Raw genomic sequence first — 20,435 nt, forward strand, 5'->3', positions numbered from 1 at the left:
ACTTCTTCATCTTGGCACAGAGGGACGGGTCCATCCCATTTCCCACAATGCATGAGTGAGATCAGTGCCTCTTGCCTAGGTCAGCTCACTTTCGCTGACCTCCCGCGGGTGCCTCGTTTCTCGCTTCGCTCGCTACTCGTTACCACGCGCTACATAAAAACCTCTTCCTAGCCAGGCATTTAGAGCGTGCCACAAGCACACTTATCTCATTCAGATTCACACATCACGTAACAGGAATCACCACCACTTTTTGGTAGGCGGGGCGTTCAGCGATTTGTTGGTACCAGCGCTCCAGGTGGGTGCGCGGCTGCCAGGTTAGGCCGATATGCCATAAGTTGTAGATAAAGGGGGCTACGGCAATATCGCCCAGGCCAAATTCTTTACCGGATAAAAAGGCTTGCTCGGCTAGCACGTTATCGAGTATTTCGAAAAGTCTCTCACAGGCCTGCACGCCTGCTTCAAGCGCATCGGGATTGCGCTGCTCCGGTGGCGTTCTAACGTAACCCATCAGAATAACGCGGTGGCTTGGCGACAGTGTGCTGTTCGCCCAGTCCATCCACTTTTCTGCCTGCGCCCGTTCGGCGGGGGCTTCGATCCATAGCTTGCTTTGCCCATATTGGGCGGCAAGGTAGCGAATAATCGTATTGGATTCCCACAGCACGCTGTTGGTGGCGTCGTCTTTGAGTAGCGGCACCAGGCCGTTGGGGTTCATGGCTAGAAATTCCGGGGTGTTATTGACGCCATGTTCAAGACCGGCCTGGATCTGCTCGAAAGGCAGTTCCAGCTCTTCTAGCACCCAAAGCACTTTTTTGACGTTGGTGGAGTTATTGCGGCCCCAAAGCGTGATCATGGTAGTCCTTAAATTTTTCGCAAAGTGAGGAAGTTGAGTTTGCCGCGCTCGGGGTTGGGTGGCAAGTTGGGGTGTTAGAACAGGGGTGGCTTCGCCACCCTTTCGCGCGCTGAAGCGCCCTCCCACGGTGCATGATTATAATCGGTGCATTTTGCCTGGGGCAGCTTCGCTGCCCTTTCGCGGGTGCCTCGTTTCTCGCTGCGCTCGCTACTCGTTACCACGCGCTACAAAACCCAATCATCCCCTCACTCCTTTCTCCTCACGCCTCACGCCTCACGCCTCACGCCTCACGCCTCACGCCTCACGCCTCATCGTGATAAAGCTTCATCAGGCTTGAGAAGTCAAGTTTGCCGTTGCCTTTGGCTTTATGCAGGGTGAAAAGTGAGCGGGCGGCGGAGCCCATGGGCACGGGCGAGGCACTGTTCTGGCTGACATCCATGGCAAGCCCCAGGTCTTTGATCATCAAGTCGACCTGGAAGCCGCCTTGGTAACCTTTCGAGGCTGGGGCATTGTCCATCACCCCTGGGTAGGGGTTGTACACGTTGAGGGCCCAGTTGCCGCCGGAGCTCTGCTTCATGATTTCTGACAGCACCGCAGGGTCGAGACCATTTTTAACCCCCATATTGATGGCTTCGCAAGTGCCCGCCATCAGAATCGATAGCAGCATGTTGTTGCACACTTTGGCCACCTGCCCTGCACCGTGCCCCCCGGCGTGGAAGATATTTTTGCCCATGGCTTCCAGCACCGGCTTGGCCTGTGCGAACTGGGCATCAGAGCCGCCGACGATGAAGGTCAAGGTGCCCGCCTGAGCACCCGCTACACCCCCGGAAACTGGCGCATCCACAAAGCCGATACCCAGCGTTTCACCTTCAGCGGCAACGCTGCGGGCGGTGTCGGCATCAATGGTGGAACAGTCGATGACCAGCGCGCTTGGCTTGATCACCTCGAACAGAGGCGTATCGCCCTCTGCGTAAAGGCCGCGCACGTGCCTGCCCGCGGGTAGCATAGAGATCACAAAATCCGCCCCATCGGCAGCTTCCTGAGCCGAGAACGCCACCTCGCAGCCGTCTGACTTGGCGGCATCCAGGGCATCGGGAGAACGATCAAACGCGCGTACACTAAAGCCTGCTTTGAGCAAATTAGCCGCCATGGGGCCGCCCATGTTGCCTAAACCAATAAACGCTATCGTCGCCATTTGTCTTGTCCTTATTATTGGTGGATAGAGGGTTGATAGAGTGAGTTAACGTAGATCTTCCAAAGGGTTTTCTGCCCAAGGAGACGCTAACAGTTGGTTGATAAAGCTATCCTCTACCGAGGCCACATCCGGGTACGTCCAGGCCGGCTGGGCGTCTTTGTCGACCAACAGCGCCCGCACGCCTTCGGGGAACTCGCGATGGCGGCAGCACTGTACCGAAAGCGCCAGCTCAGATTGGAACACTTCCGCCAGTGACATGTGTTTGGCGCGCTTAAGCTGCTCATCAATTAGTTTAATGGAAACCGGACTGCCGTTAGCTAGCGTCTTCTGCGCTTTGCTAAACCACTGATTTTCGCTTTTTACCGCTGCAATGGCCGCCACAATTTGCTCTACGCTGTCGTGGTCCATCAACTCGCGAATCAGCGGTGAGTGCTGGTAAACGGGAGCTTCCATCCCGGCGAACACCGGCTGCGATGTTTGTTCGAGTTCCCGCATAATGCGGTTGACCACACCGTTGGCGTCGGTATTTTCGCCTTTTCCCCAGCGAGCGTCAGAGAGCTGTTGCACCATGGCCTCACGATGATGACTGGCGATAGCGCGATCAGCCAGCCCCAGGTGGACGGCGTCTGGGGCGTTGATTTGACTCCCGGTCATGGCTAAAAAGCGTCCGGTGCCGTTGGGCAGGCGGTTCAGGAACCAGCTGGCACCTACATCCGGGTAGAGCCCAATGGTGACTTCCGGCATCGCCAGGCGCGAGGTTTCCGTCACCACCCGGTGGCTGCAGCCGCTTAACAGCCCCATGCCGCCGCCCATCACAATGCCGCTGCCCCAGCAGATCACCGGTTTAGGGTAGGTGTGTAACAAAAAATCGAGCCGGTACTCGTGCTCAAAAAACTGCGTGGGAAAACTTGGGTCGCCCTCGCCTTTGATCGCTTTATACAGACTGACCACATCGCCACCGGCGCAAAACGCTTTCTCGCCTGCGCTATCCAGCAGCACCGCCACCACCCGCTCATCGCTTTCCCACGCTTTTAAGCGAGGTAATATTGCCTCAATCATTTCAAGCGTTAACGCATTGAGCGAGCGCTCGGCATTGAGCGTAATCTCGGCTATTACATGGTCATCTTGGGTGGGGTGTTCGGTAAACTCTACGCTACTCATTGGCATTCCTTATCTGTCACTAACAGCTTCTCTTTCGCGTCACTGACGCTAAAGCGCCGTAGCCCCTTCAGCCAGTACCCGGCGGGCGATGATCAGCCGCATGATTTCGTTGCTGCCTTCAAGAATTCGGTGTACCCGAGTATCGCGCACGTAACGCTCCATGGGGTACTCCTTAATATAGCCATTGCCGCCGTATAGCTGCAGCGCCTCGTCGCACACGTTAAAGCCTACATCGGTGGCAAAGCGCTTGGCCATGGCGCAGTAGGTGGGAGCATCAAAGTGGCCAGCATCCAGCTTGGCAGCCGCCATGCGCACCAGCTGCCGGGCAGCGACCAGTTCGGTGGCCATATCAGCCAAGCGGAACTGGAGCGCTTGAAACTCGGCGAGACGTTTACCGAACTGCTTGCGTTCCAGCATATAGTCGCGCGCTTTGTTGAGCGCCTGCTGGGCGGTGCCAATGGAGCAGCTAGCAATATTAATGCGCCCGCCGTCTAGACCCTTCATGGCGATTTTGAAGCCGTCTCCTTCGTTGCCGAGCAGGTGACTGGCAGGCACCCGTAAGTCTTCAAAGGTAATCATACGCGTGGGCTGGCTGTTCCAGCCCATCTTCTCTTCCTTGCGCCCGTAGCTGATGCCGTCAGCCTGGGCACCTACTGCAAACGCCGAGACGCCCGCTGCGCCCTCGCCGCCGGTGCGCGCCATCACCACCAGAAAATCGGTGCTACCGGCGCCGGAAATAAACATTTTGCTGCCATTAAGCAGGTAGTCGTCGCCGTCGCGCTTGGCGGTGGTTTTTAGCGAGGCCGCATCGGAGCCAGCATTGGGTTCGGTTAAACAGTATGAGCCGAGCAGTTCCCCCGTAGCCAGCTTTTCACCCCACTGCGCGACGGCCACCGGCTTGCCAAAATTCGCCAGCATCCAGGTAACCATATTGTGAATGGTCAGATAGGCGGTAGTCGACGTGCAACCCATGGAGAGCTGCTCGAAGATGATGCTGGCATCCAAGCGCGAAAGCCCCAACCCGCCCACGCTTTCCGGCGCGTAAAGTGAACAAAAACCCAGCTCCCCCGCTTTACGGATAACGTCGACGGGAAAGAAGGCGGTTTGGTCCCACTCGGCAGCATGGGGCTCTAGCTCGTTTTGGGCAAAAGCCCGCGCCATATCGGCGAAGGCGACCTGATCTTCACTCAGCTCAAAATCCATGGCGACTCTCCGCTCATGCGCTTGCGCACTGGTTGTTGTATTTGTAGCTGTATCGATAGTTGACGTTTACGTTAACTTATATTTTACTCTTACCACAAGCAACCACTTATCCCCCTCGACCTTTGGCGCAGACCATCAACTACTTAGTTAATGCGAGGTAACGGCAAGCAACGTACCGCCAACAAATTTTTATTTACGTTAACGTAAGCCTGCTTTTCCTCGGCGGCTTTGTGCCCTTTTAAGAGAATGTCGATCATGAGCAAAACCTACTCGATCAGCGAATTGGCCAACGAGTTTGATTTAACCACCCGCAGTATCCGCTTCTATGAAGATCAAGCGCTGTTGCACCCCGCTCGCCGTGGGCAAACCCGCATTTACAGCAGCACAGACCGAGTGCGGCTAAAGCTGATCCTTCGCGGTAAACGTCTCGGGTTTTCACTGGCCGAAATCCGCGAGCTGTTCGAGCTATGGGATGAAACCCGCAGCGGCAGTAAAAAGCAGCTGCATTTAATGCTCAGCAAAGTAGCCGAGCGCCGAGCGGCTCTCGACCAGCAGCTGAAAGACATCACCATGGTGCAGCTTGAGCTTGAAAGCGCCGAGATTCGCTGCCGCCAAGCGCTGGAAGAGTTAAATGAAAAAGAGCTAGATGAAAAAGAACGAGGCGAAAAACACAGCGAAGAGGAGCAAGCGGGCACTTCTGATGGCACTGCTGAAAAAACCGCCAGCGCCTCTTCCGCCATCATGCACTGACTCGCCGACACGGCTAGCCAGCATAGATAGCAAACACTAATAATTTACAACAGGTGATTGACCATGTTTTCACACTACTCAGAACTCAATTTCGGCCTTGCTGACGAGCTGAATATGCTGCGCGAACAGGTCAACGCCTTTGCCGCCAGCGAGATTGCACCGCGCGCCGCCGAGATCGATCGCAACAACGAGTTTCCTAACGACTTGTGGAAAAAGTTTGGCGACATGGGGTTATTAGGAATTACCGTTTCAGAAGAAGACGGCGGCAGTAGCATGGGCTATCTTGCCCACTGCATTGCCATGGAAGAGATCTCCCGCGCCAGTGCCTCGGTAGCGCTCTCTTACGGCGCCCACTCCAACCTTTGCGTCAACCAAATCAAGATCAATGCCTCCGCCACGCAGAAAGCCAAGTACCTGCCCAAACTGATCAGCGGCGACCACGTGGGTGCTTTGGCCATGTCCGAGCCCGGCGCGGGTTCCGACGTGGTATCCATGCAGCTACGGGCCAAAAAAGACGGCGATCACTACATCCTTAACGGCAATAAAATGTGGATCACCAACGGCCCCGATGCCGATGTGCTGGTGGTCTACGCGAAAACCGACCCAGACGCCGGTTCCAAAGGCATCACCGCCTTTATTATCGAAAAAGGCATGCCCGGTTTCTCCACCGCCCAGAAGCTCGACAAGCTGGGTATGCGCGGCTCTAACACCTGTGAGCTGGTATTCCAAGACTGTGCTGTGCCCGCCGAGAACATTCTCGGCGATGAAGGCAAAGGCGTCAGCGTCCTGATGAGCGGGCTGGACTATGAACGTACCGTACTGGCGGCAGGCCCCATTGGCATCATGCAGGCCGCGATGGACGTGGTGCTGCCCTATATCCACGAGCGTAAGCAGTTCAACCAGTCGATTGGTGAGTTCCAGTTGGTACAGGGCAAAGTGGCGGATATGTACACCACGCTGAACGCCTGTCGCGCTTATTTATATGCAGTCGCGGACGCCTGCGACCGCGGCCAGACTTCCCGCAAAGACGCCGCCGGGGTGATTCTCTACTGCGCTGAAAAAGCCACCCAGGTAGCACTTGATTCCATCCAGTTACTCGGCGGCAACGGCTATATCAACGAATACCCCACCGGGCGGCTGCTGCGCGACGCCAAGCTGTATGAAATCGGCGCGGGCACTAGCGAGATTCGGCGGATGTTGATTGGCCGCGAACTCTTCACCGAAAGCCTTTAAATGAAACTCAGCAGGGCCGCGCCATGAGTACCATTTCCACTCAGATCAACCCACGCAGCGACGTCTTTCAAGCCAACGAAGCCTCGATGCTGAATGAAGTCGGCAAACTTCGTGAGCTGACCGCCGCTATTGCCCAGGGCGGCGGCGCTAAAGCTCGCAAGCGTCACGAAAGCCGGGGCAAACTGTTTGTGCGTGACCGTATCGATCACTTGATCGATGAAGGCTCACCGTTTCTCGAATTTTCAGCGCTTGCCGCCCACCACGTTTATGAAAGCGAGATACCGGCGGCAGGCGTGGTGACCGGTATTGGTCGCGTTTCCGGCGTCGAGTGCGTGATCGTGGCCAACGATGCCACGGTAAAAGGCGGCACCTACTTCCCGCTCACGGTGAAAAAGCATCTTCGCGCCCAGGAGGTCGCCCGCAAGCATCGCCTGCCGTGCCTTTATCTGGTCGATTCCGGCGGCGCCTTCCTGCCCCGTCAGGATGAAGTGTTTCCCGACCGCGACCATTTCGGGCGCATCTTCTATAACCAGGCGACGATGTCTGCCGAAGGCATTCCGCAAATTGCCGTGGTCATGGGGTCTTGCACCGCGGGCGGCGCTTATGTGCCTGCCATGGCGGATGAGTCGATCATCGTAAAAGAACAGGGCACGATTTTTCTCGGTGGCCCGCCCCTGGTCAAAGCCGCTACCGGCGAAAGCATCAGCGCTGAAGATTTAGGCGGTGCTGATGTGCACGCCAGAGTCAGCGGCGTGGCCGACTACTATGCAGAAAACGATGCCCATGCGCTCCAGCTGGCGCGCGCCTGCGTGTCGCGGCTGAACTGGCAAAAGCGCGGCAAGCTTGCCATGCAGGCACCCAAGCCACCCAAGCTCGACCCCACCGAGCTGTATGGCATCGTCGGTACCGATTTGAAAAAGCCTTTTGATGTGCGTGAAGTGATTGGCCGCATCGTCGACGATTCTGACTTCGACGAGTTCAAACGCTACTACGGCGAAACGCTGGTCACCGGTTTTGCGCATATTCACGGCTACCCGGTGGGCATCTTGGCCAACAACGGCGTGCTGTTTTCGGAAAGTGCCGTAAAAGGCGCGCACTTTATCGAGCTATGCGCTCAGCGCCAGATTCCGCTGATCTTCCTGCAGAACATTACCGGCTTTATGGTCGGCTCCAAGTACGAGCACGAAGGTATTGCCAAGCACGGCGCCAAGCTGGTGACTGCCGTGGCCTGCGCCAAGGTGCCCAAGTATACCGTGCTCATAGGCGGTAGCTTCGGCGCCGGAAACTACGGCATGTGCGGCCGGGCCTATGACCCCAACCTACTGTTTATGTGGCCCAACGCGCGTATTTCGGTGATGGGCGGCGAACAGGCCGCCGGCGTGCTTTCCCAGGTAAAGCGCGAACAGCACGAGCGCGAAGGCCGCGAGTGGACGCCTGAGGAAGAGGAAGCGTTTAAAAAGCCCACCCGCGACCAATACGAGCACCAAGGCCACCCCTACTACGCCAGCGCCCGGCTGTGGGACGACGGCGTGATCGATCCGCTGCAAACCCGCGATGTGCTGGGGCTGTCGTTAGCCGCGGCGATGAATGCAGACATTGAAGAGACGCGCTTCGGCGTGTTTCGGATGTAAGGGGCAATCACCATGGCTTACTCAACACTGAATATAGAAGCGGGTGTGGCACGCCTGAGTTTAAACCGCCCCGAGGTACATAACGCCTTTGACGACAGCTTAATCGCCGAGCTGAATGAACACCTCAACCAGTTGCACGCCCTTGCTGAAGCGGGCGAAGTGCGCGTGGTAGTGCTGGGCTCAGAAGGCAAAAGCTTCTCGGCTGGCGCCGATTTGAACTGGATGAAGCGCATGGTCGATTACGACCTGGAGGATAACCTCGCCGATTCCCGCAAACTTGCCGCGCTGATGCACGGCCTGGACACACTGCCCTGCCCCACGCTTTGCCGCGTTCAGGGCGCCACCTTTGGCGGCGCAGTGGGCCTGGCCGCCTGCTGCGATATCGTGATCGCCTCAGGAAAAGCCAAATTCTGCCTCTCGGAAGTCAACATTGGCCTCTCGCCTGCGGTCATCAGCCCCTACGTACAGCGCGCCCTGGGCGAACGGCAGATGCGCCGCTACGCGTTAACGGCAGAAGTAATCGACGCCGAAATAGCCCTCGCCCTCGGTTTAGCCCATCAGGTAGTAGAGCACGACGCGTTAGACAGCGCAGTCGATGCCATGCTGGCAACACTGCTGAAGGGTTCTCCCCAGGCCCAGCGCGCTACCAAGGCACTGCTGGCCACGGTGGCTCAAGCGCCTGACGCTGACTCCACCCGCGAGCATACCTGCCAGGTCATCGCCAAGCTGCGGGTAAGCCAGCAGGGCCAGGAGGGTTTATCCAGCTTTTTTGAGAAGCGCCGCCCCGCCTGGGCTGATTCTAATAACACAACTCACGCTTCGGAGCGTCGCTCATGAGTCATTCGCCTCCCTTTTTCGAAAAGAACGAAAAAGCCGCTCGCACGACGCCTTTTGATACGCTTTTGGTGGCTAACCGCGGTGAAATTGCCTGTCGGGTGATGCGCACGGCGCGCCGTATGGGGCTAAAAACCGTCGCGGTCTACTCCGACGCCGATGCCAGCGCCCGCCACGTAAGAGAAGCCGATGAAGCCGTGCGTTTAGGCCCCGCCGCCGCCCGGGAGAGCTACCTTAATATCGATGCCGTGATTGACGCCGCCAAGCGCACCGGCAGCGGCGCCATTCACCCCGGCTACGGTTTTTTGTCTGAAAACGGCGGCTTCGTTAAAGCCCTTGAAGAAGCAGGCGTTACCTTTGTCGGCCCGCCCGCCTCGGCGATTGCCGCCATGGGCGATAAATCCGCCGCTAAAGTGCGAATGGCCAATGCGGGCGTGCCGCTGGTGCCCGGCTACCACGGTGATGACCAAGAGGACACGCTGCTGCGCGCCGAGGCTGACAAGATCGGCTACCCGGTGATGCTCAAAGCCAGCGCCGGTGGCGGTGGTAAAGGGATGCGTGTTGTTGAATCCACTGAGGCCTTCCAGGCCGCGTTAGACGGCTGCCGCCGTGAATCCAAAGCCGCGTTTGGCGATGACCGCATGCTGATCGAAAAGTACCTGGTACAGCCACGCCATGTGGAAGTGCAGGTGTTTTGCGACCATGACGGCAACGGCGTTTACCTGTTCGAGCGGGACTGCAGCATCCAGCGCCGCCATCAAAAAGTGATCGAAGAAGCCCCCGCGCCCGGCATGACGGCGGAACTGCGCAGCGCCATGGGCGATGCCGCGGTGCGCGCCGCCCAGGAAATCGGCTACGTAGGCGCGGGCACCGTCGAATTTCTATTAGACGGTTCACCAGGGCGGGACGGTGCTTTTTATTTTATGGAGATGAACACCCGCCTGCAGGTCGAACACCCAGTCACCGAGATGATCACCGGGCAAGATCTGGTCGAGTGGCAGCTGCGTGTGGCCATGGGCGAACCGCTACCCTGCACGCAAGACGAGCTGACGATCACCGGACACAGCTTTGAAGCACGCATCTACGCCGAAGACCCGGATCAGGATTTCCTGCCGGCCACCGGCCTGCTTACCCGCTTTGCGCTGGATTTAGCAGGCGCGGGCTTGAGCGCTGACCAAGTACGCCTGGATAGCGGCGTAGAAAGCGGCGATACGGTGTCGATGCACTACGATCCTATGCTCGCCAAGCTGATTGTGCACGGACCCGATCGTGGCGCCGCGCTGGCGACGCTTAACCGCGCTCTGGCAGCGCTGGACGTACAAGGCGTTGTTACCAACCGCGCCTTTTTGATGCGCCTAGCCACACACCCAGGTTTTAAAAACACTGGCTTTAAAAACATTGAGCTGGACACGCGCTTTATCGAGCGCAATGAAGCCACGCTGTTTGCACCCCGCACCTACAGCATGGAAGCCTACGCCAGTGCCGCCCTGATTGGCCTGCACCAGCTTGCTCAGGAGTGCGAAAGCGACTCGCCCTGGGATCGTCATGACGGCTTCCGCCTCAATGCGCCCCACACCATTCGCATCGCCCTATGTGACCCTTGGCTCTCCCAAGGGCCTGCTCAAGCGCCGGACAGCGATGAAGCGGTGGTGATCGTCGAAGGTAAGCGTAACGCGGGCGAGTCACTGTGGAACCTGACCATTAATGATGAAACGCTCACCGCCAGCCTGCAGCCACTTACCGGCGATGCCGTGGCCGTCACGCTGAACGGCCATCGCCGCCGCCTGCAAGCGCGCCGCGACGGTCATGTAGTGATCATGGCTGACCCAAGCGGTGAAACGCGCCTGTTCTGGCGGCGCATTGATGCCATCAATCACGGCCACCACGAAGCCGAATCGACCCTCACCGCACCTATGCACGGTACTGTGGTTGCCCTACTGGTAGCACCCGCTGCAGCCATCGAGAAAGGCATGCCGCTGATGGTCATGGAAGCCATGAAAATGGAGCACACCATGATGGCACCGGCCGATGGCAGCGTGGCGGCGTTCCACTTCCAGGCAGGTGATACCGTCAGCCAGGGCGATGTACTGCTCGAATTTGCCCCCAGGGAATAGGAGCTCAATCATGGCACTGCCGACGTCGGTCAAACTGTTTGAGATGGCTCCGAGAGACGGCTTGCAGAACGAGCCGGGGAATAGTGTGCCCACCGCCACCAAAATTGCGCTGGTTGAGCGGCTTGCCAACGCGGGCATCACCCATATAGAAGCCGCCAGCTTCGTGTCACCCAAGTGGGTGCCGCAAATGGGCGATGCCGCTGAGGTGATGGCCGGCATCAAGCGCCAGCCAGGCGTGGTCTACTCCGCGCTGACGCCTAACCTGAAAGGGCTGGAAAACGCCCTAACGGTTGGCGTTGAAGAGGTGGCGGTATTTGGTGCGGCGTCTGAAGCCTTTTCGCAAAAAAACATTAACTGCTCGATTGCTGAGTCACTGACCCGCTTTGAGCCAGTACTTGATCGCGCCCGCGATGTAGGCGTGCGGGTACGGGGCTACGTCTCCTGCGTATTGGGCTGCCCCTACGAAGGCGAGATTGCGCCTCACAAAGTGGCCGAGGTAGCCAAAGCGCTTTATGAGATGGGCTGTTACGAGGTGTCACTAGGCGACACCATCGGCGTCGGCACGCCACTGTCCGCCAAGCGCATGATTGAAGCCGTTCAGCAGCAGGTGCCGATAGAGTTCCTGGCTGCCCACTTCCATGACACCTACGGTATGGCGCTGGCCAATCTCTACGCGGTAATGGAAGAGGGCGTCAGCGTGATTGATACGGCGACAGCAGGCCTGGGTGGCTGCCCCTATGCCAAGGGTGCTTCCGGCAACGTGGCCACCGAAGACGTGCTCTACCTGCTTGAAGGGCTAGGCATTGAAACGGGCATCGACCTGCAAGCGGTGATTGATACCGGCTACTGGATCACCAGTGAGCTAGGCCGCAAGCCAAGCGCCAAGGTCGCCCTGGCAAAAGGCCCTAGTCGTTAAGATAGTGAGCCCATAACAACCAATAAATAACCGCTGCCTACCCGTTCGGACAAGAAAAACACCGGAGACACAGATCATGGCATCACCCGCACTTACCCTCCCCAGCTACACCAGCAGCACTGCCGATAAACCACTGCTGGGCATGACCATTGGCGATAAGTTTGACCAGATCGCCACCCTACATGCCGATAATGATGCGCTGATTGTGTTGCATCAGAATATCCACTGGAGCTATCGCCAGCTCCAGGAAGAGGTTAACCGCTGTGCCCGCGCCCTGCTCTCTATTGGTGTTAACAAGGGCGACCGTGTGGGCATTTGGGCGCCCAACGGCAGCGAATGGACGGTGACGCAATTCGCCACTGCCAAAATCGGCGCGATTCTGGTCAACATCAACCCCTCCTACCGCACCCACGAGCTGGAGTACGCGCTCAACCAGTCCGGCACACGCTTTCTGGTGACGGCGGACAGCTTCAAAACGTCGGACTATCGCGGCATGCTGTATGAACTGGCGCCCGAACTAACGGCCTGTGCCGAGGGCAAGCTTAAGTCACAAAAACTACCCGAGCTTGAGTGTGTGATTAACTTAAGTACCGATAAACATAACGGCATGTGGCGCTGGGCCGACATGATGGATGCGGCCCACCACGTCAGCCAAACCGACGTTGACGACCTGCAGGCCACGCTCCAGTTCGATGACCCGATCAATATTCAGTACACCTCGGGCACCACCGGCTTCCCGAAAGGCGCCACGCTCTCCCACCACAACATTCTCAACAACGGCTTTTTTGTGGCGGAGAGCATGGGCTTTACCAGCGAAGACCGCCTGGTGATTCCCGTGCCGCTCTATCACTGCTTCGGCATGGTGATGGGCAACCTGGGCTGTATGACTCACGGCGCCACCATGATCTACCCGGATGAAGGCTTTGACCCCGGCAAAGTACTCAAAGCAGTACATGAACAGAAAGCCACGGCGCTATACGGCGTGCCGACCATGTTTATTGCCGAGCTGGACCACTCTGATTTTCCGAGTGCGGACCTTTCGTCGCTGCGCACTGGGATTATGGCGGGGTCGATCTGCCCGGCGGAAATCATGAAGCAGGTCATCAGCAAGATGAACATGAAGGGCGTGCAGATTGCCTATGGCATGACCGAAACCAGCCCGGTATCCACCCAGACCGGCGCCGATGACAGTATTGAAAAACGTGTTTCCACCGTCGGCCGAACCCAGCCCCATTTAGAGAATAAAATCGTCGATCCCGGCAACGGCGGCATACTGCCCCGGGGTGAAATCGGCGAACTGTACACCCGCGGCTACAGCGTGATGCTCAAGTACTGGAATAACGACAAAGCCACGGCTGAGGCGATTGATGAGGCGGGCTGGATGCACACCGGCGACCTGGCCACGATGGATGACGAAGGCTACCTACAGATCGTCGGGCGTATCAAAGACATGGTGATTCGCGGCGGCGAAAACGTTTACCCCAAAGAGATTGAGGAGTTTCTCTACGCGCACCCGGCCATTTCAGAAGTCCAGGTCACCGGCGTACCGGATAAGAAATACGGCGAAGAGTTGATTGCCTGGGTCAAACTCAACGGCACCGCTGGCGAAGTGACCGGCGAAGAGCTGCGCGAGTACTGCAAAGGCAAGATCACCCACTTCAAAATTCCACGCTACTTCAAATTCGTCGATGAATTCCCGATGACCGTCACCGGTAAAATCCAGAAATTCAAAATGCGTGAAATTTCCATTCAGGAGCTGGGGTTAGACGACTAGTTAGCCTAACGCAGCGAACGTTTTGCGCTCATAGTTTTGCGCTCATAGAAGGCATCTGGTCGAAAAACGGCGCAATTACATTGGTAGAAACCAAGACCAGTTGCTACGCTTTATGGGGTATCCTTACTTTACGCTTTTAGGTGTAAAAATATGCCAATGAAACGCTTGGCAAGCAACTTGCTCTGCTGCTCAGCGCCTTTGCTCAGCTGCTTCGCCGACGATAATCTGCCGGTGATGGCTTATACCGCCCCCGACAGCAAGATTATGCAGTTGGATAACGGCGTTATCTTAGAAGGCAGCGACCTTCAAAGCCTTGATAACTATACCAGCGGTTTTCGAGTCACCGCAGGCTATAGCCCCTGGCGGCTTCCCCAACTGGATATTGGCGCCGAAATCGCCTATCGGGAAAGCGAAGAAGTCACCGTCGACGCCAATGTTAATCCGCTTGTAATGGATACATTGAGCTTGGGCGGCGCGCTTGTTGCCGGTGTTCGCATGGGCGCCTTTAGCGTCTATGCGAAATCTGGTATCACCGAGTGGCGCGGCGAAAGCTACCGGGAAGGTGCTGAAGAAAACGGCACCGCGATGCTGCAAGGCTTCGGCGCCACAATGACGATCAACCGCTTGGTCAGCCGTATAGAGTACGAACGCATCGACGCGCCCACCCTCAGCCACCTCAACATGTTGAGCGCTTCTCTGCACTTGCCTTTTTAGCGGCTTTCTTCCTGCGTATCAGGCGGCGTCCAGATGGGCACATCTTCCCGCTGGGGCTCTGGCCAATCTTGCTGCATGGCGCTATTGAGCGATTCTTCTAATTTCATAAACAGCTCACCGTAGCGAGGGCTAAACGCCATTCCCCCTTCAATTTCCTTCCAGGATTCAAACAGCTCGTCTTCGTGGGCATCTTCATTGTGCACAAATGCCCAGGTCATTTGCTTAGCGCGCATGGGGTGAACGCCCATGGCGGTAAGCGCATGGCCACCTAACTCCAGCGCTGAATGGTAGGTTTCGCTAACGACATCGTCGGCGCCTGCTTCGCGCAGCTGGTAGCCGTGCCCACGGTCAAAAGCGCGGGCTAGCACCCATACCCTAGGGTAGTAATGCTTCACATGCTTGACCATCTTCACCGCGCGGTCACGGTCATCTATGGCGATGACAAACAGCCGGGCGTGCTCGATCCCCGCGGTTTCCAGCAGGTCGGAGCGGCTGGCATCGCCAAAGTAACTTTTGATGTTAATTTTACGCAGGTTTTCGATCTGTTCGATCTCATGATCAAGCGCCACGATGGGAATATTATTGGCGCGCAGCAAGCGGCAGATAATTTGCCCAAACCGCCCTACCCCCGCCACGATCACCGGCGCCTGCTCTTCAATGGTATCGGCCTCTCGGTCGTTGTTTTTGGCTGTTTGGTAACGCGGCAGCACTAAGCGATCGTAGGCAATAAACAGTAGCGGGGTTAAGAACATCGACAGCGCTACGACTAACGAGAGCAGCTGAGAAATGTCCGTCGGAATCACGCGGTTTTGCACGCTATAGGTGAGCAGCACAAAGCCGAATTCACCAGCTTGGGCAAGGCTTAGGGTAAATAGCCAGCCGTTGCTACCGTGTACCCGAAAGAGTAGCGCGAGTGCTAATAGAATAGCCGCTTTTACAGCGATAACGACGACAGCTAATGACAGCACCGTGGCCCACTCTGCTGCCAATATCGAAAAGTTGATGCCCGCGCCTACGGTGATAAAGAACAGCCCCAGCAGCAGTCCTTTGAAGGGCTCAATATTAGCTTCCAACTCATGCTTGAACTCGCTATTGGCGAGCACTACTCCAGCCAGGAACGCGCCTAGAGCAGGCGATAAATTGACCACACTCATTAGTGCGGCGATACCTATCACCAGCATCAGCGCCGTGGCGGTAAACACCTCGCGCAGGCCGGAACTAATCACATAACGAAACAGCAGCGGCACCAAATAATAGCCGCCTAAAATCACGCTACCAATCGCAGCCGCTACGACCAAGGCGTGCGCCCAGCCCGGCAGATGCGTTACCAAGCTTAAACTGGTGTGGCTCTCATCGCCGCCTGCAGCCATTAACTCAGGCAGCGCTAGCAGCGGTATTAGCGCCAGCATGGGAATCACCGCAACATCTTGAAACAGCAGCACCGAAAAAGCGCTACGCCCGCCTTCGGTTTTGGCGAGTCCTTTTTCGTTGAGGGTTTGCAACACGATAGCGGTCGATGAAAGCGCAAAGATTAGCCCAACGGCCAAAGCGGTTTGCCAAACCAGTCCCAGCCACCAGGCGATGGCCGTGCCAGCGACAACCGTAAGCACTACCTGAAGCCCACCCAGACCGATTAGCCGCACGCGTATCGCCCAAAGGCCCTTGGGGTCAAGCTCCATGCCCACCAAAAACAGCATCATGACCACGCCAAACTCGGCAAAGTGCTGAATAGTGGCGGTTTCCTGGCCGACCAGCCCCAGAGTCGGGCCGATAACCACCCCGGCGACCAGATAGCCCAACACCGACCCCAGGCCAAAACGCTTGGCAAGCGGCACCGCAATCACCGCGGCGACAAGATAAATAAAGGCTTGAATAAAATAGCCGGTCATCAGGTTTCCTTAACGTAAATCAACACGCATTGCTTGACTTTTCTAGCCAACAATATACTGTACTAGTACGCTAGTACACGCTTTATTAACCGGTCTCGACCATGCCCTCAAACGAACACTACCAGGCTGAGCTCATTCGCTATTTGCTCGCCATTGACTCTCCAGAGGCAATGGATGAAGCGCTGGCCAGCCTGCTAACGCCTGCAGAGTACCAAGAAATCAGTAAACGCCTACAGATTTTTAAACTGCTGCGCGAAGGTGTGCCCCACCGCAAAATTGCCGAGACCCTGGGCGTGGGCATCGCCACCGTTTCTCGTGGATCACGCGCCTTGACCGCGTTACCGTCTTCAACATCGCCACCTTCATCACAGGAGCAGCTATGACCACTGCCGATACGCACGCCGTTGCGCCAGGCCCGCAGCCTTTTACGCTGCCGCGCAAACCTCACTATGTCACCTTGGCGGCGGACTGCGACTTCTTTGCACTGTTTCAAAAAATCGAGCGGCAATTTGATACCTGCTACATGCTGGAATCATTAGGCGAAGATAGCCATATGGCGCGCCACTCGATCATCGGCTTTGATCCCGAGTACACGCTCTACGCTAACGGCAACACGCTGACCATTGAAGATCGTGACGGCAATGCCAGCCACTACCCAAGCGACAACCCTTACGAACTGCTGCGCAGCCTGATCCCGCAAAATATTATTTCGCGGAAATACGCCGGTGGACTCAGCGGTTATCTGGGTTACGACGCCATGCAGTATTTCGAGCCATCGCTTGCGTTAAAAGCCAGCGATGACTTCGATACCTTTCGCTTTGGGCTCTACAAAGATGGCCTTATCCTCGACAAGATGACCGGGGAAGTGACTTACTTTTACTACGACAACAGCCGTTATGAATTTCTGCAAACCCTGATCGACGCCGACGATTTGCCCCCCGGCCCGCTGCATATCACGTCTCTTGGCGACACCATGAGCCAGGATGAGCACGCCGAGGCAGTGGCCAAGGTGAAACAGGATATTATCGACGGCAAGGTGTTCCAGTGCGAGGTGGGCTTTAAAAAGCGCTTTCAGATTCAGGGCGACACCCTGGCGCTGTATGACCAGCTGCGCACCATTAACCCTTCGCCGCAGATGTACTACGTTAAATTCGGTGAGCAGAAGCTGATCGGCGCAAGTCCCGAGCTACTGTTCCGCTTGCGCCAGGGCGAAATGGAGACCTTCCCGCTGGCGGGCACCACCACTCGGGGCCAAACGCCGCAGGAAGACACCCAGCTTGCCCGGACGCTGCTCAACGACCCCAAAGAGATCGCCGAGCACAATATGATCGTGGATCTCCACCGCAACGATATTGGCCGCGTGGCCCAGTTCGGCACCGTCAAAGTGCGCAGCCTGATGGATATCAAGCGATTTAGCCACGTTCAGCATATCTCCAGCGAGATCGTCGGCATTATCGCCGAAGGCGACGATATGTTTACCGCGCTGGCCAGTAACTTCCCAGCAGGCACACTCACCGGCGCGCCGAAGATCGAAGCGATGAAGATTATCGACGATTTGGAAAATGACGGGCGTGGCCCCTACGGCGGCGCGGTGGGTCAGTTCTCGTTTAACGGCGACTGCACCTTTGCGATTCCGATTCGTACGGTGTTTGTGAATGGTGAGCGTGCCTACGTGCAAACCTGCGGTGGCAATGTGTTTGATAGCAATGCTGAAGATGAATACGAAGAGATTCGCCGCAAATTTGCCGGCACCCGCAAAGCCCTTGCCCCCTTTATGGAGACGGACATGGAGAGCCCAGCATGAAGGTACTGATCATTGATAATTACGACTCCTTCACCTATAACCTCTACCAGTTCATTGGTGAGATTCTAACCACGGAGAAGAACCGCGGCGGGCTGGCCAATTTCGAGATACTCGTTAAGCGCAACAACCAGATCGATTTCCAGACCATCGAAGCCATGGCCCCGGATCGCATCATTATCTCCCCCGGCCCCGGCTCGCCGGACGACCCGCGCTACTTTGGCGTGTGCGCTGAAGTGATTGAAAAGTTAGGTAAAACCACGCCGCTGTTGGGCGTTTGCCTGGGCATGCAGGGCATTGTACATGTGTTCGGCGGCAAGGTGGTTAAAGCACCGCTACCCATGCACGGCAAGATCAGCCCGATCCACCACAATAACCGCTCGTTGTTTAACGGTGTGCCCGACCAGCTTGAGGTGATGCGCTATCACTCGCTGATTGCCGATGCGACCACCCTGCCCGAGTGCCTGGAGGTGACCGCCACCGTGGGGGCCCTGGAAGCAGATAATTTTGAGCAGCGCAGCCGTTGGCAGGCAATGGGTGAATTCGAGCTGATGGGCGTTAAACACCGGGATTACCCGATTCACGGCATTCAGTTCCACCCAGAATCGTTTGCCACTGAAGGCGGCAAAGAGCTGATCGCTAACTTTCTTTTCGCACCCCACGATCAAGCCAGGGCGTAAGCACGAAGCGTTGGGTGGCTAAACAATCTCTAGCCAAGACATTAACCACCCTACGCACGCAAGGTTTAGGGCCACCGTTAGCCAAAAAATGAGTTGGAAGGCGGTTTTGCGGGTTTTATGGCGCAGGTGCTGCTGGGCTAATAGCGCACCCGGCCAGCCACCTAACACCCCAAGCAGATGCAGCGACTGCTCGCTTACTCGCCGACGGTGCTTCATCGCCGCCCGTTTATCGATAGCGTAGATGCTATAAGCGAGCACGCTGACCGCAGCGTAAAAAACGGCAATGAAGATCAATAGCGAGTCACTCTAAAGGGTTTATAGTCGACACAAAGGTTAGCCAACTACTTGCGTCGCTGAGAAGGCTTGCCGCTAGCCGTTGGCTTACCGCGCCCTTTGCCAACCGGTTTAGCGCCTGCTTTGCCTTTAGCACCTGGTTTAGCTTTAACACCGGGGGCCTTGGGGTGCTTGCTTGGCGCACTGGCGTTTGGACCGGTGCGCACTTTACCGCTAGCGGCTTTTTTACCCTTAGGGGGTGGCTTAGCACCTGCGGCTTTGGCGCCAGCTTTTGCCGGTTTCTGGCGCCCTTTGGCCTCTGACTGATTGCCCTTGCATGAGCCTGCCCCTCCGCTGTAGTTGGGCCTTTCAGGTTTAGGCTTACTTTTCTTCTCGGGCGCGGCCTCTGAGCGTTCGGTCAGCGCGATGATGGTATCGATCTCTTTGGGTGTAAGGTCGCGCCAGTCCCCCAAAGCTAAACCTTTGAGCGAAACGTTCATTATGCGGGTGCGAATAAGCTGGGTAACCTCATAGCCAAAATATTCACACATACGGCGAATCTGACGGTTGAGCCCCTGCACCAGAGTAATAGTGAACACAAAGGTGGACTCTTTTTGCACCTTGCAGCGCTTGGTCACTGTGCCCAGAATCGGCACGCCCTTCTGCATGCCGTCAATAAACTCATCGGTAATCGGCTTGTTCACCGTCACCTGGTACTCTTTTTCGTGGTTGTTATTGGCGCGCAGAATCTTATTAACCAAGTCTCCGTTATTGGTTAAAAAAATCAGCCCCTGGGAGTCTTTATCGAGCCGCCCAATGGGAAAAATACGCACGCCATGCTTCACAAACTCTACGATATTGTCCTTTTCGCTGGACTCGGTGGTACTCACAATCCCCACCGGTTTATTCAGCGCAATAAGCACTAAATCTTCCTCTTCCTGGGGCTCGATCTCCTGACCATTGACCTTAACCAGGTCCCCTGCCACCACCTGATCGCCGGTGGTAGCGCGACGACCGTTAATCCACACGTTGCCCTGCTCCACAAAGCGGTCGGCTTCACGGCGCGAGCACATGCCACTCTCACTAATGTACTTATTGATGCGGGTAGATTTTCGTAACGACATAAAACGCCATGTGGCTAAAAGAGGATAAACAAACAGTTAAAAAGCTTAGGTTATCCGCCATTCTAATGTGGATTTAAGTTTGGTTGGCTATTTTGTATCTCACGGTTCAGATCGCAACCGCTAAGCCAGCTATCTGTTGTGGGAGGCCGCTTCAGCGTGGTCCGACACTTCGGTGGTTCGACACTTCGGCGAAGGGTGCCGCAGGCACCCTCTTGGTTTCATCATGCTAGTAGCCCAAACATTCGCGAGCTGAAGCTCCCTCCCACGAGAGTTACCATCATGCTGGCATGAGT

At 56.6% G+C, this 20,435-nt stretch carries 18 protein-coding genes; 11 read left to right on the forward strand and 7 right to left on the reverse strand.

The genetic code is table 11. The features are described 5' to 3' along the window. Nucleotides 1–223 precede the first annotated feature (223 nt). The 4 genes from HVA01_RS05470 to HVA01_RS05485 all read right to left on the reverse strand — a co-directional run bounded on the left by HVA01_RS05470 (nucleotide 224) and on the right by HVA01_RS05485 (nucleotide 4,409). The gene (locus tag HVA01_RS05470; RefSeq protein ID WP_146873723.1) at nucleotides 224–850 is read right to left on the reverse strand and encodes a glutathione S-transferase family protein; all 627 of its coding nucleotides are present in this window, start codon (nucleotides 848–850) and stop codon (nucleotides 224–226) included. A gap of 301 nt (nucleotides 851–1,151) precedes the next feature. Next, nucleotides 1,152–2,045 (reverse strand): 3-hydroxyisobutyrate dehydrogenase, encoded by an 894-nt coding sequence (gene mmsB, locus HVA01_RS05475; protein WP_146873726.1) that lies wholly within the window; start codon nucleotides 2,043–2,045, stop codon nucleotides 1,152–1,154. Nucleotides 2,046–2,090: 45 nt separating this feature from the next. Then, nucleotides 2,091–3,206, reverse strand: a complete 1,116-nt coding sequence (locus HVA01_RS05480) for an enoyl-CoA hydratase/isomerase family protein (protein ID WP_146873728.1) — start codon at nucleotides 3,204–3,206, stop codon at nucleotides 2,091–2,093. 48 nt (nucleotides 3,207–3,254) lie between these two features. Continuing rightward, nucleotides 3,255–4,409 (reverse strand): acyl-CoA dehydrogenase family protein, encoded by a 1,155-nt coding sequence (locus HVA01_RS05485; RefSeq protein WP_146873730.1) that lies wholly within the window; start codon nucleotides 4,407–4,409, stop codon nucleotides 3,255–3,257. Between the two features lie 255 nt (nucleotides 4,410–4,664). Between HVA01_RS05485 and HVA01_RS05490 the strand changes: the two genes are divergently transcribed. The 8 genes from HVA01_RS05490 (at nucleotide 4,665) to HVA01_RS05525 (ending at nucleotide 14,375) form a co-directional block, all read left to right on the forward strand. Continuing rightward, entirely contained in the window at nucleotides 4,665–5,159 is a 495-nt protein-coding gene (locus HVA01_RS05490; RefSeq protein WP_146873732.1) for a MerR family transcriptional regulator, read from the forward strand. Between the two features lie 63 nt (nucleotides 5,160–5,222). Next, entirely contained in the window at nucleotides 5,223–6,392 is a 1,170-nt protein-coding gene (locus HVA01_RS05495) for an isovaleryl-CoA dehydrogenase (RefSeq protein WP_146873734.1), read from the forward strand. A gap of 23 nt (nucleotides 6,393–6,415) precedes the next feature. Further along, complete coding sequence (locus HVA01_RS05500; RefSeq protein ID WP_146873736.1) at nucleotides 6,416–8,023, forward strand: carboxyl transferase domain-containing protein; 1,608 nt, start codon at nucleotides 6,416–6,418, stop codon at nucleotides 8,021–8,023. Between the two features lie 12 nt (nucleotides 8,024–8,035). Then, nucleotides 8,036–8,860, forward strand: a complete 825-nt coding sequence (locus HVA01_RS05505; protein ID WP_146873738.1) for an enoyl-CoA hydratase/isomerase family protein — start codon at nucleotides 8,036–8,038, stop codon at nucleotides 8,858–8,860. Beyond that, on the forward strand, nucleotides 8,857–10,971 hold the full coding sequence (locus HVA01_RS05510) for an acetyl/propionyl/methylcrotonyl-CoA carboxylase subunit alpha (protein WP_146873739.1): 2,115 nt from the start codon (nucleotides 8,857–8,859) through the stop codon (nucleotides 10,969–10,971). The genes HVA01_RS05505 and HVA01_RS05510 overlap by 4 nt, the downstream gene beginning before the upstream one ends. A gap of 10 nt (nucleotides 10,972–10,981) precedes the next feature. Continuing rightward, a complete protein-coding gene (locus tag HVA01_RS05515) occupies nucleotides 10,982–11,887 on the forward strand; it encodes a hydroxymethylglutaryl-CoA lyase (RefSeq protein ID WP_146873741.1) in 906 nt (301 codons plus the stop codon). A 76-nt stretch (nucleotides 11,888–11,963) separates the two neighbouring features. Continuing rightward, nucleotides 11,964–13,661: an AMP-binding protein gene (locus tag HVA01_RS05520; protein WP_146873742.1), complete on the forward strand. Its 1,698-nt coding sequence runs from the start codon at nucleotides 11,964–11,966 to the stop codon at nucleotides 13,659–13,661. Between the two features lie 150 nt (nucleotides 13,662–13,811). Continuing rightward, entirely contained in the window at nucleotides 13,812–14,375 is a 564-nt protein-coding gene (locus HVA01_RS05525; protein ID WP_146873744.1) for a hypothetical protein, read from the forward strand. On the opposite strand, the gene HVA01_RS05530 is transcribed toward HVA01_RS05525, so the two are convergent. After that, complete coding sequence (locus HVA01_RS05530; RefSeq protein ID WP_146873746.1) at nucleotides 14,372–16,264, reverse strand: monovalent cation:proton antiporter-2 (CPA2) family protein; 1,893 nt, start codon at nucleotides 16,262–16,264, stop codon at nucleotides 14,372–14,374. The two genes, HVA01_RS05525 and HVA01_RS05530, sit on opposite strands and share 4 nt — an antisense overlap. A gap of 101 nt (nucleotides 16,265–16,365) precedes the next feature. Here HVA01_RS05530 and HVA01_RS05535 point away from each other — a divergent pair, with 101 nt between their 5' ends. Genes HVA01_RS05535 through HVA01_RS05545 form a run of 3 tightly spaced genes read left to right on the forward strand, consistent with a single transcriptional unit; the run spans nucleotide 16,366 to nucleotide 18,745 of the window. Further along, on the forward strand, nucleotides 16,366–16,647 hold the full coding sequence (locus tag HVA01_RS05535) for a Trp family transcriptional regulator (protein WP_146873748.1): 282 nt from the start codon (nucleotides 16,366–16,368) through the stop codon (nucleotides 16,645–16,647). Further along, entirely contained in the window at nucleotides 16,644–18,068 is a 1,425-nt protein-coding gene (locus HVA01_RS05540) for an anthranilate synthase component I family protein (protein WP_146873750.1), read from the forward strand. The genes HVA01_RS05535 and HVA01_RS05540 overlap by 4 nt, the downstream gene beginning before the upstream one ends. Next, nucleotides 18,065–18,745 (forward strand): anthranilate synthase component II, encoded by a 681-nt coding sequence (locus HVA01_RS05545; protein ID WP_146873752.1) that lies wholly within the window; start codon nucleotides 18,065–18,067, stop codon nucleotides 18,743–18,745. The genes HVA01_RS05540 and HVA01_RS05545 overlap by 4 nt, the downstream gene beginning before the upstream one ends. 18 nt (nucleotides 18,746–18,763) lie before the next feature. On the opposite strand, the gene HVA01_RS05550 is transcribed toward HVA01_RS05545, so the two are convergent. Further along, nucleotides 18,764–19,039 (reverse strand): DUF1294 domain-containing protein, encoded by a 276-nt coding sequence (locus HVA01_RS05550; protein WP_146873754.1) that lies wholly within the window; start codon nucleotides 19,037–19,039, stop codon nucleotides 18,764–18,766. Between the two features lie 47 nt (nucleotides 19,040–19,086). Then, the gene (rluF, locus tag HVA01_RS05555; protein ID WP_146873756.1) at nucleotides 19,087–20,142 is read right to left on the reverse strand and encodes a 23S rRNA pseudouridine(2604) synthase RluF; all 1,056 of its coding nucleotides are present in this window, start codon (nucleotides 20,140–20,142) and stop codon (nucleotides 19,087–19,089) included. Nucleotides 20,143–20,435: the final 293 nt, after the last annotated feature.

Origin of the sequence: Halovibrio variabilis (genome assembly GCF_007991175.1) — a bacterium.
Taxonomy (GTDB): Bacteria; Pseudomonadota; Gammaproteobacteria; order Pseudomonadales; family Halomonadaceae; genus Vreelandella; species Vreelandella variabilis.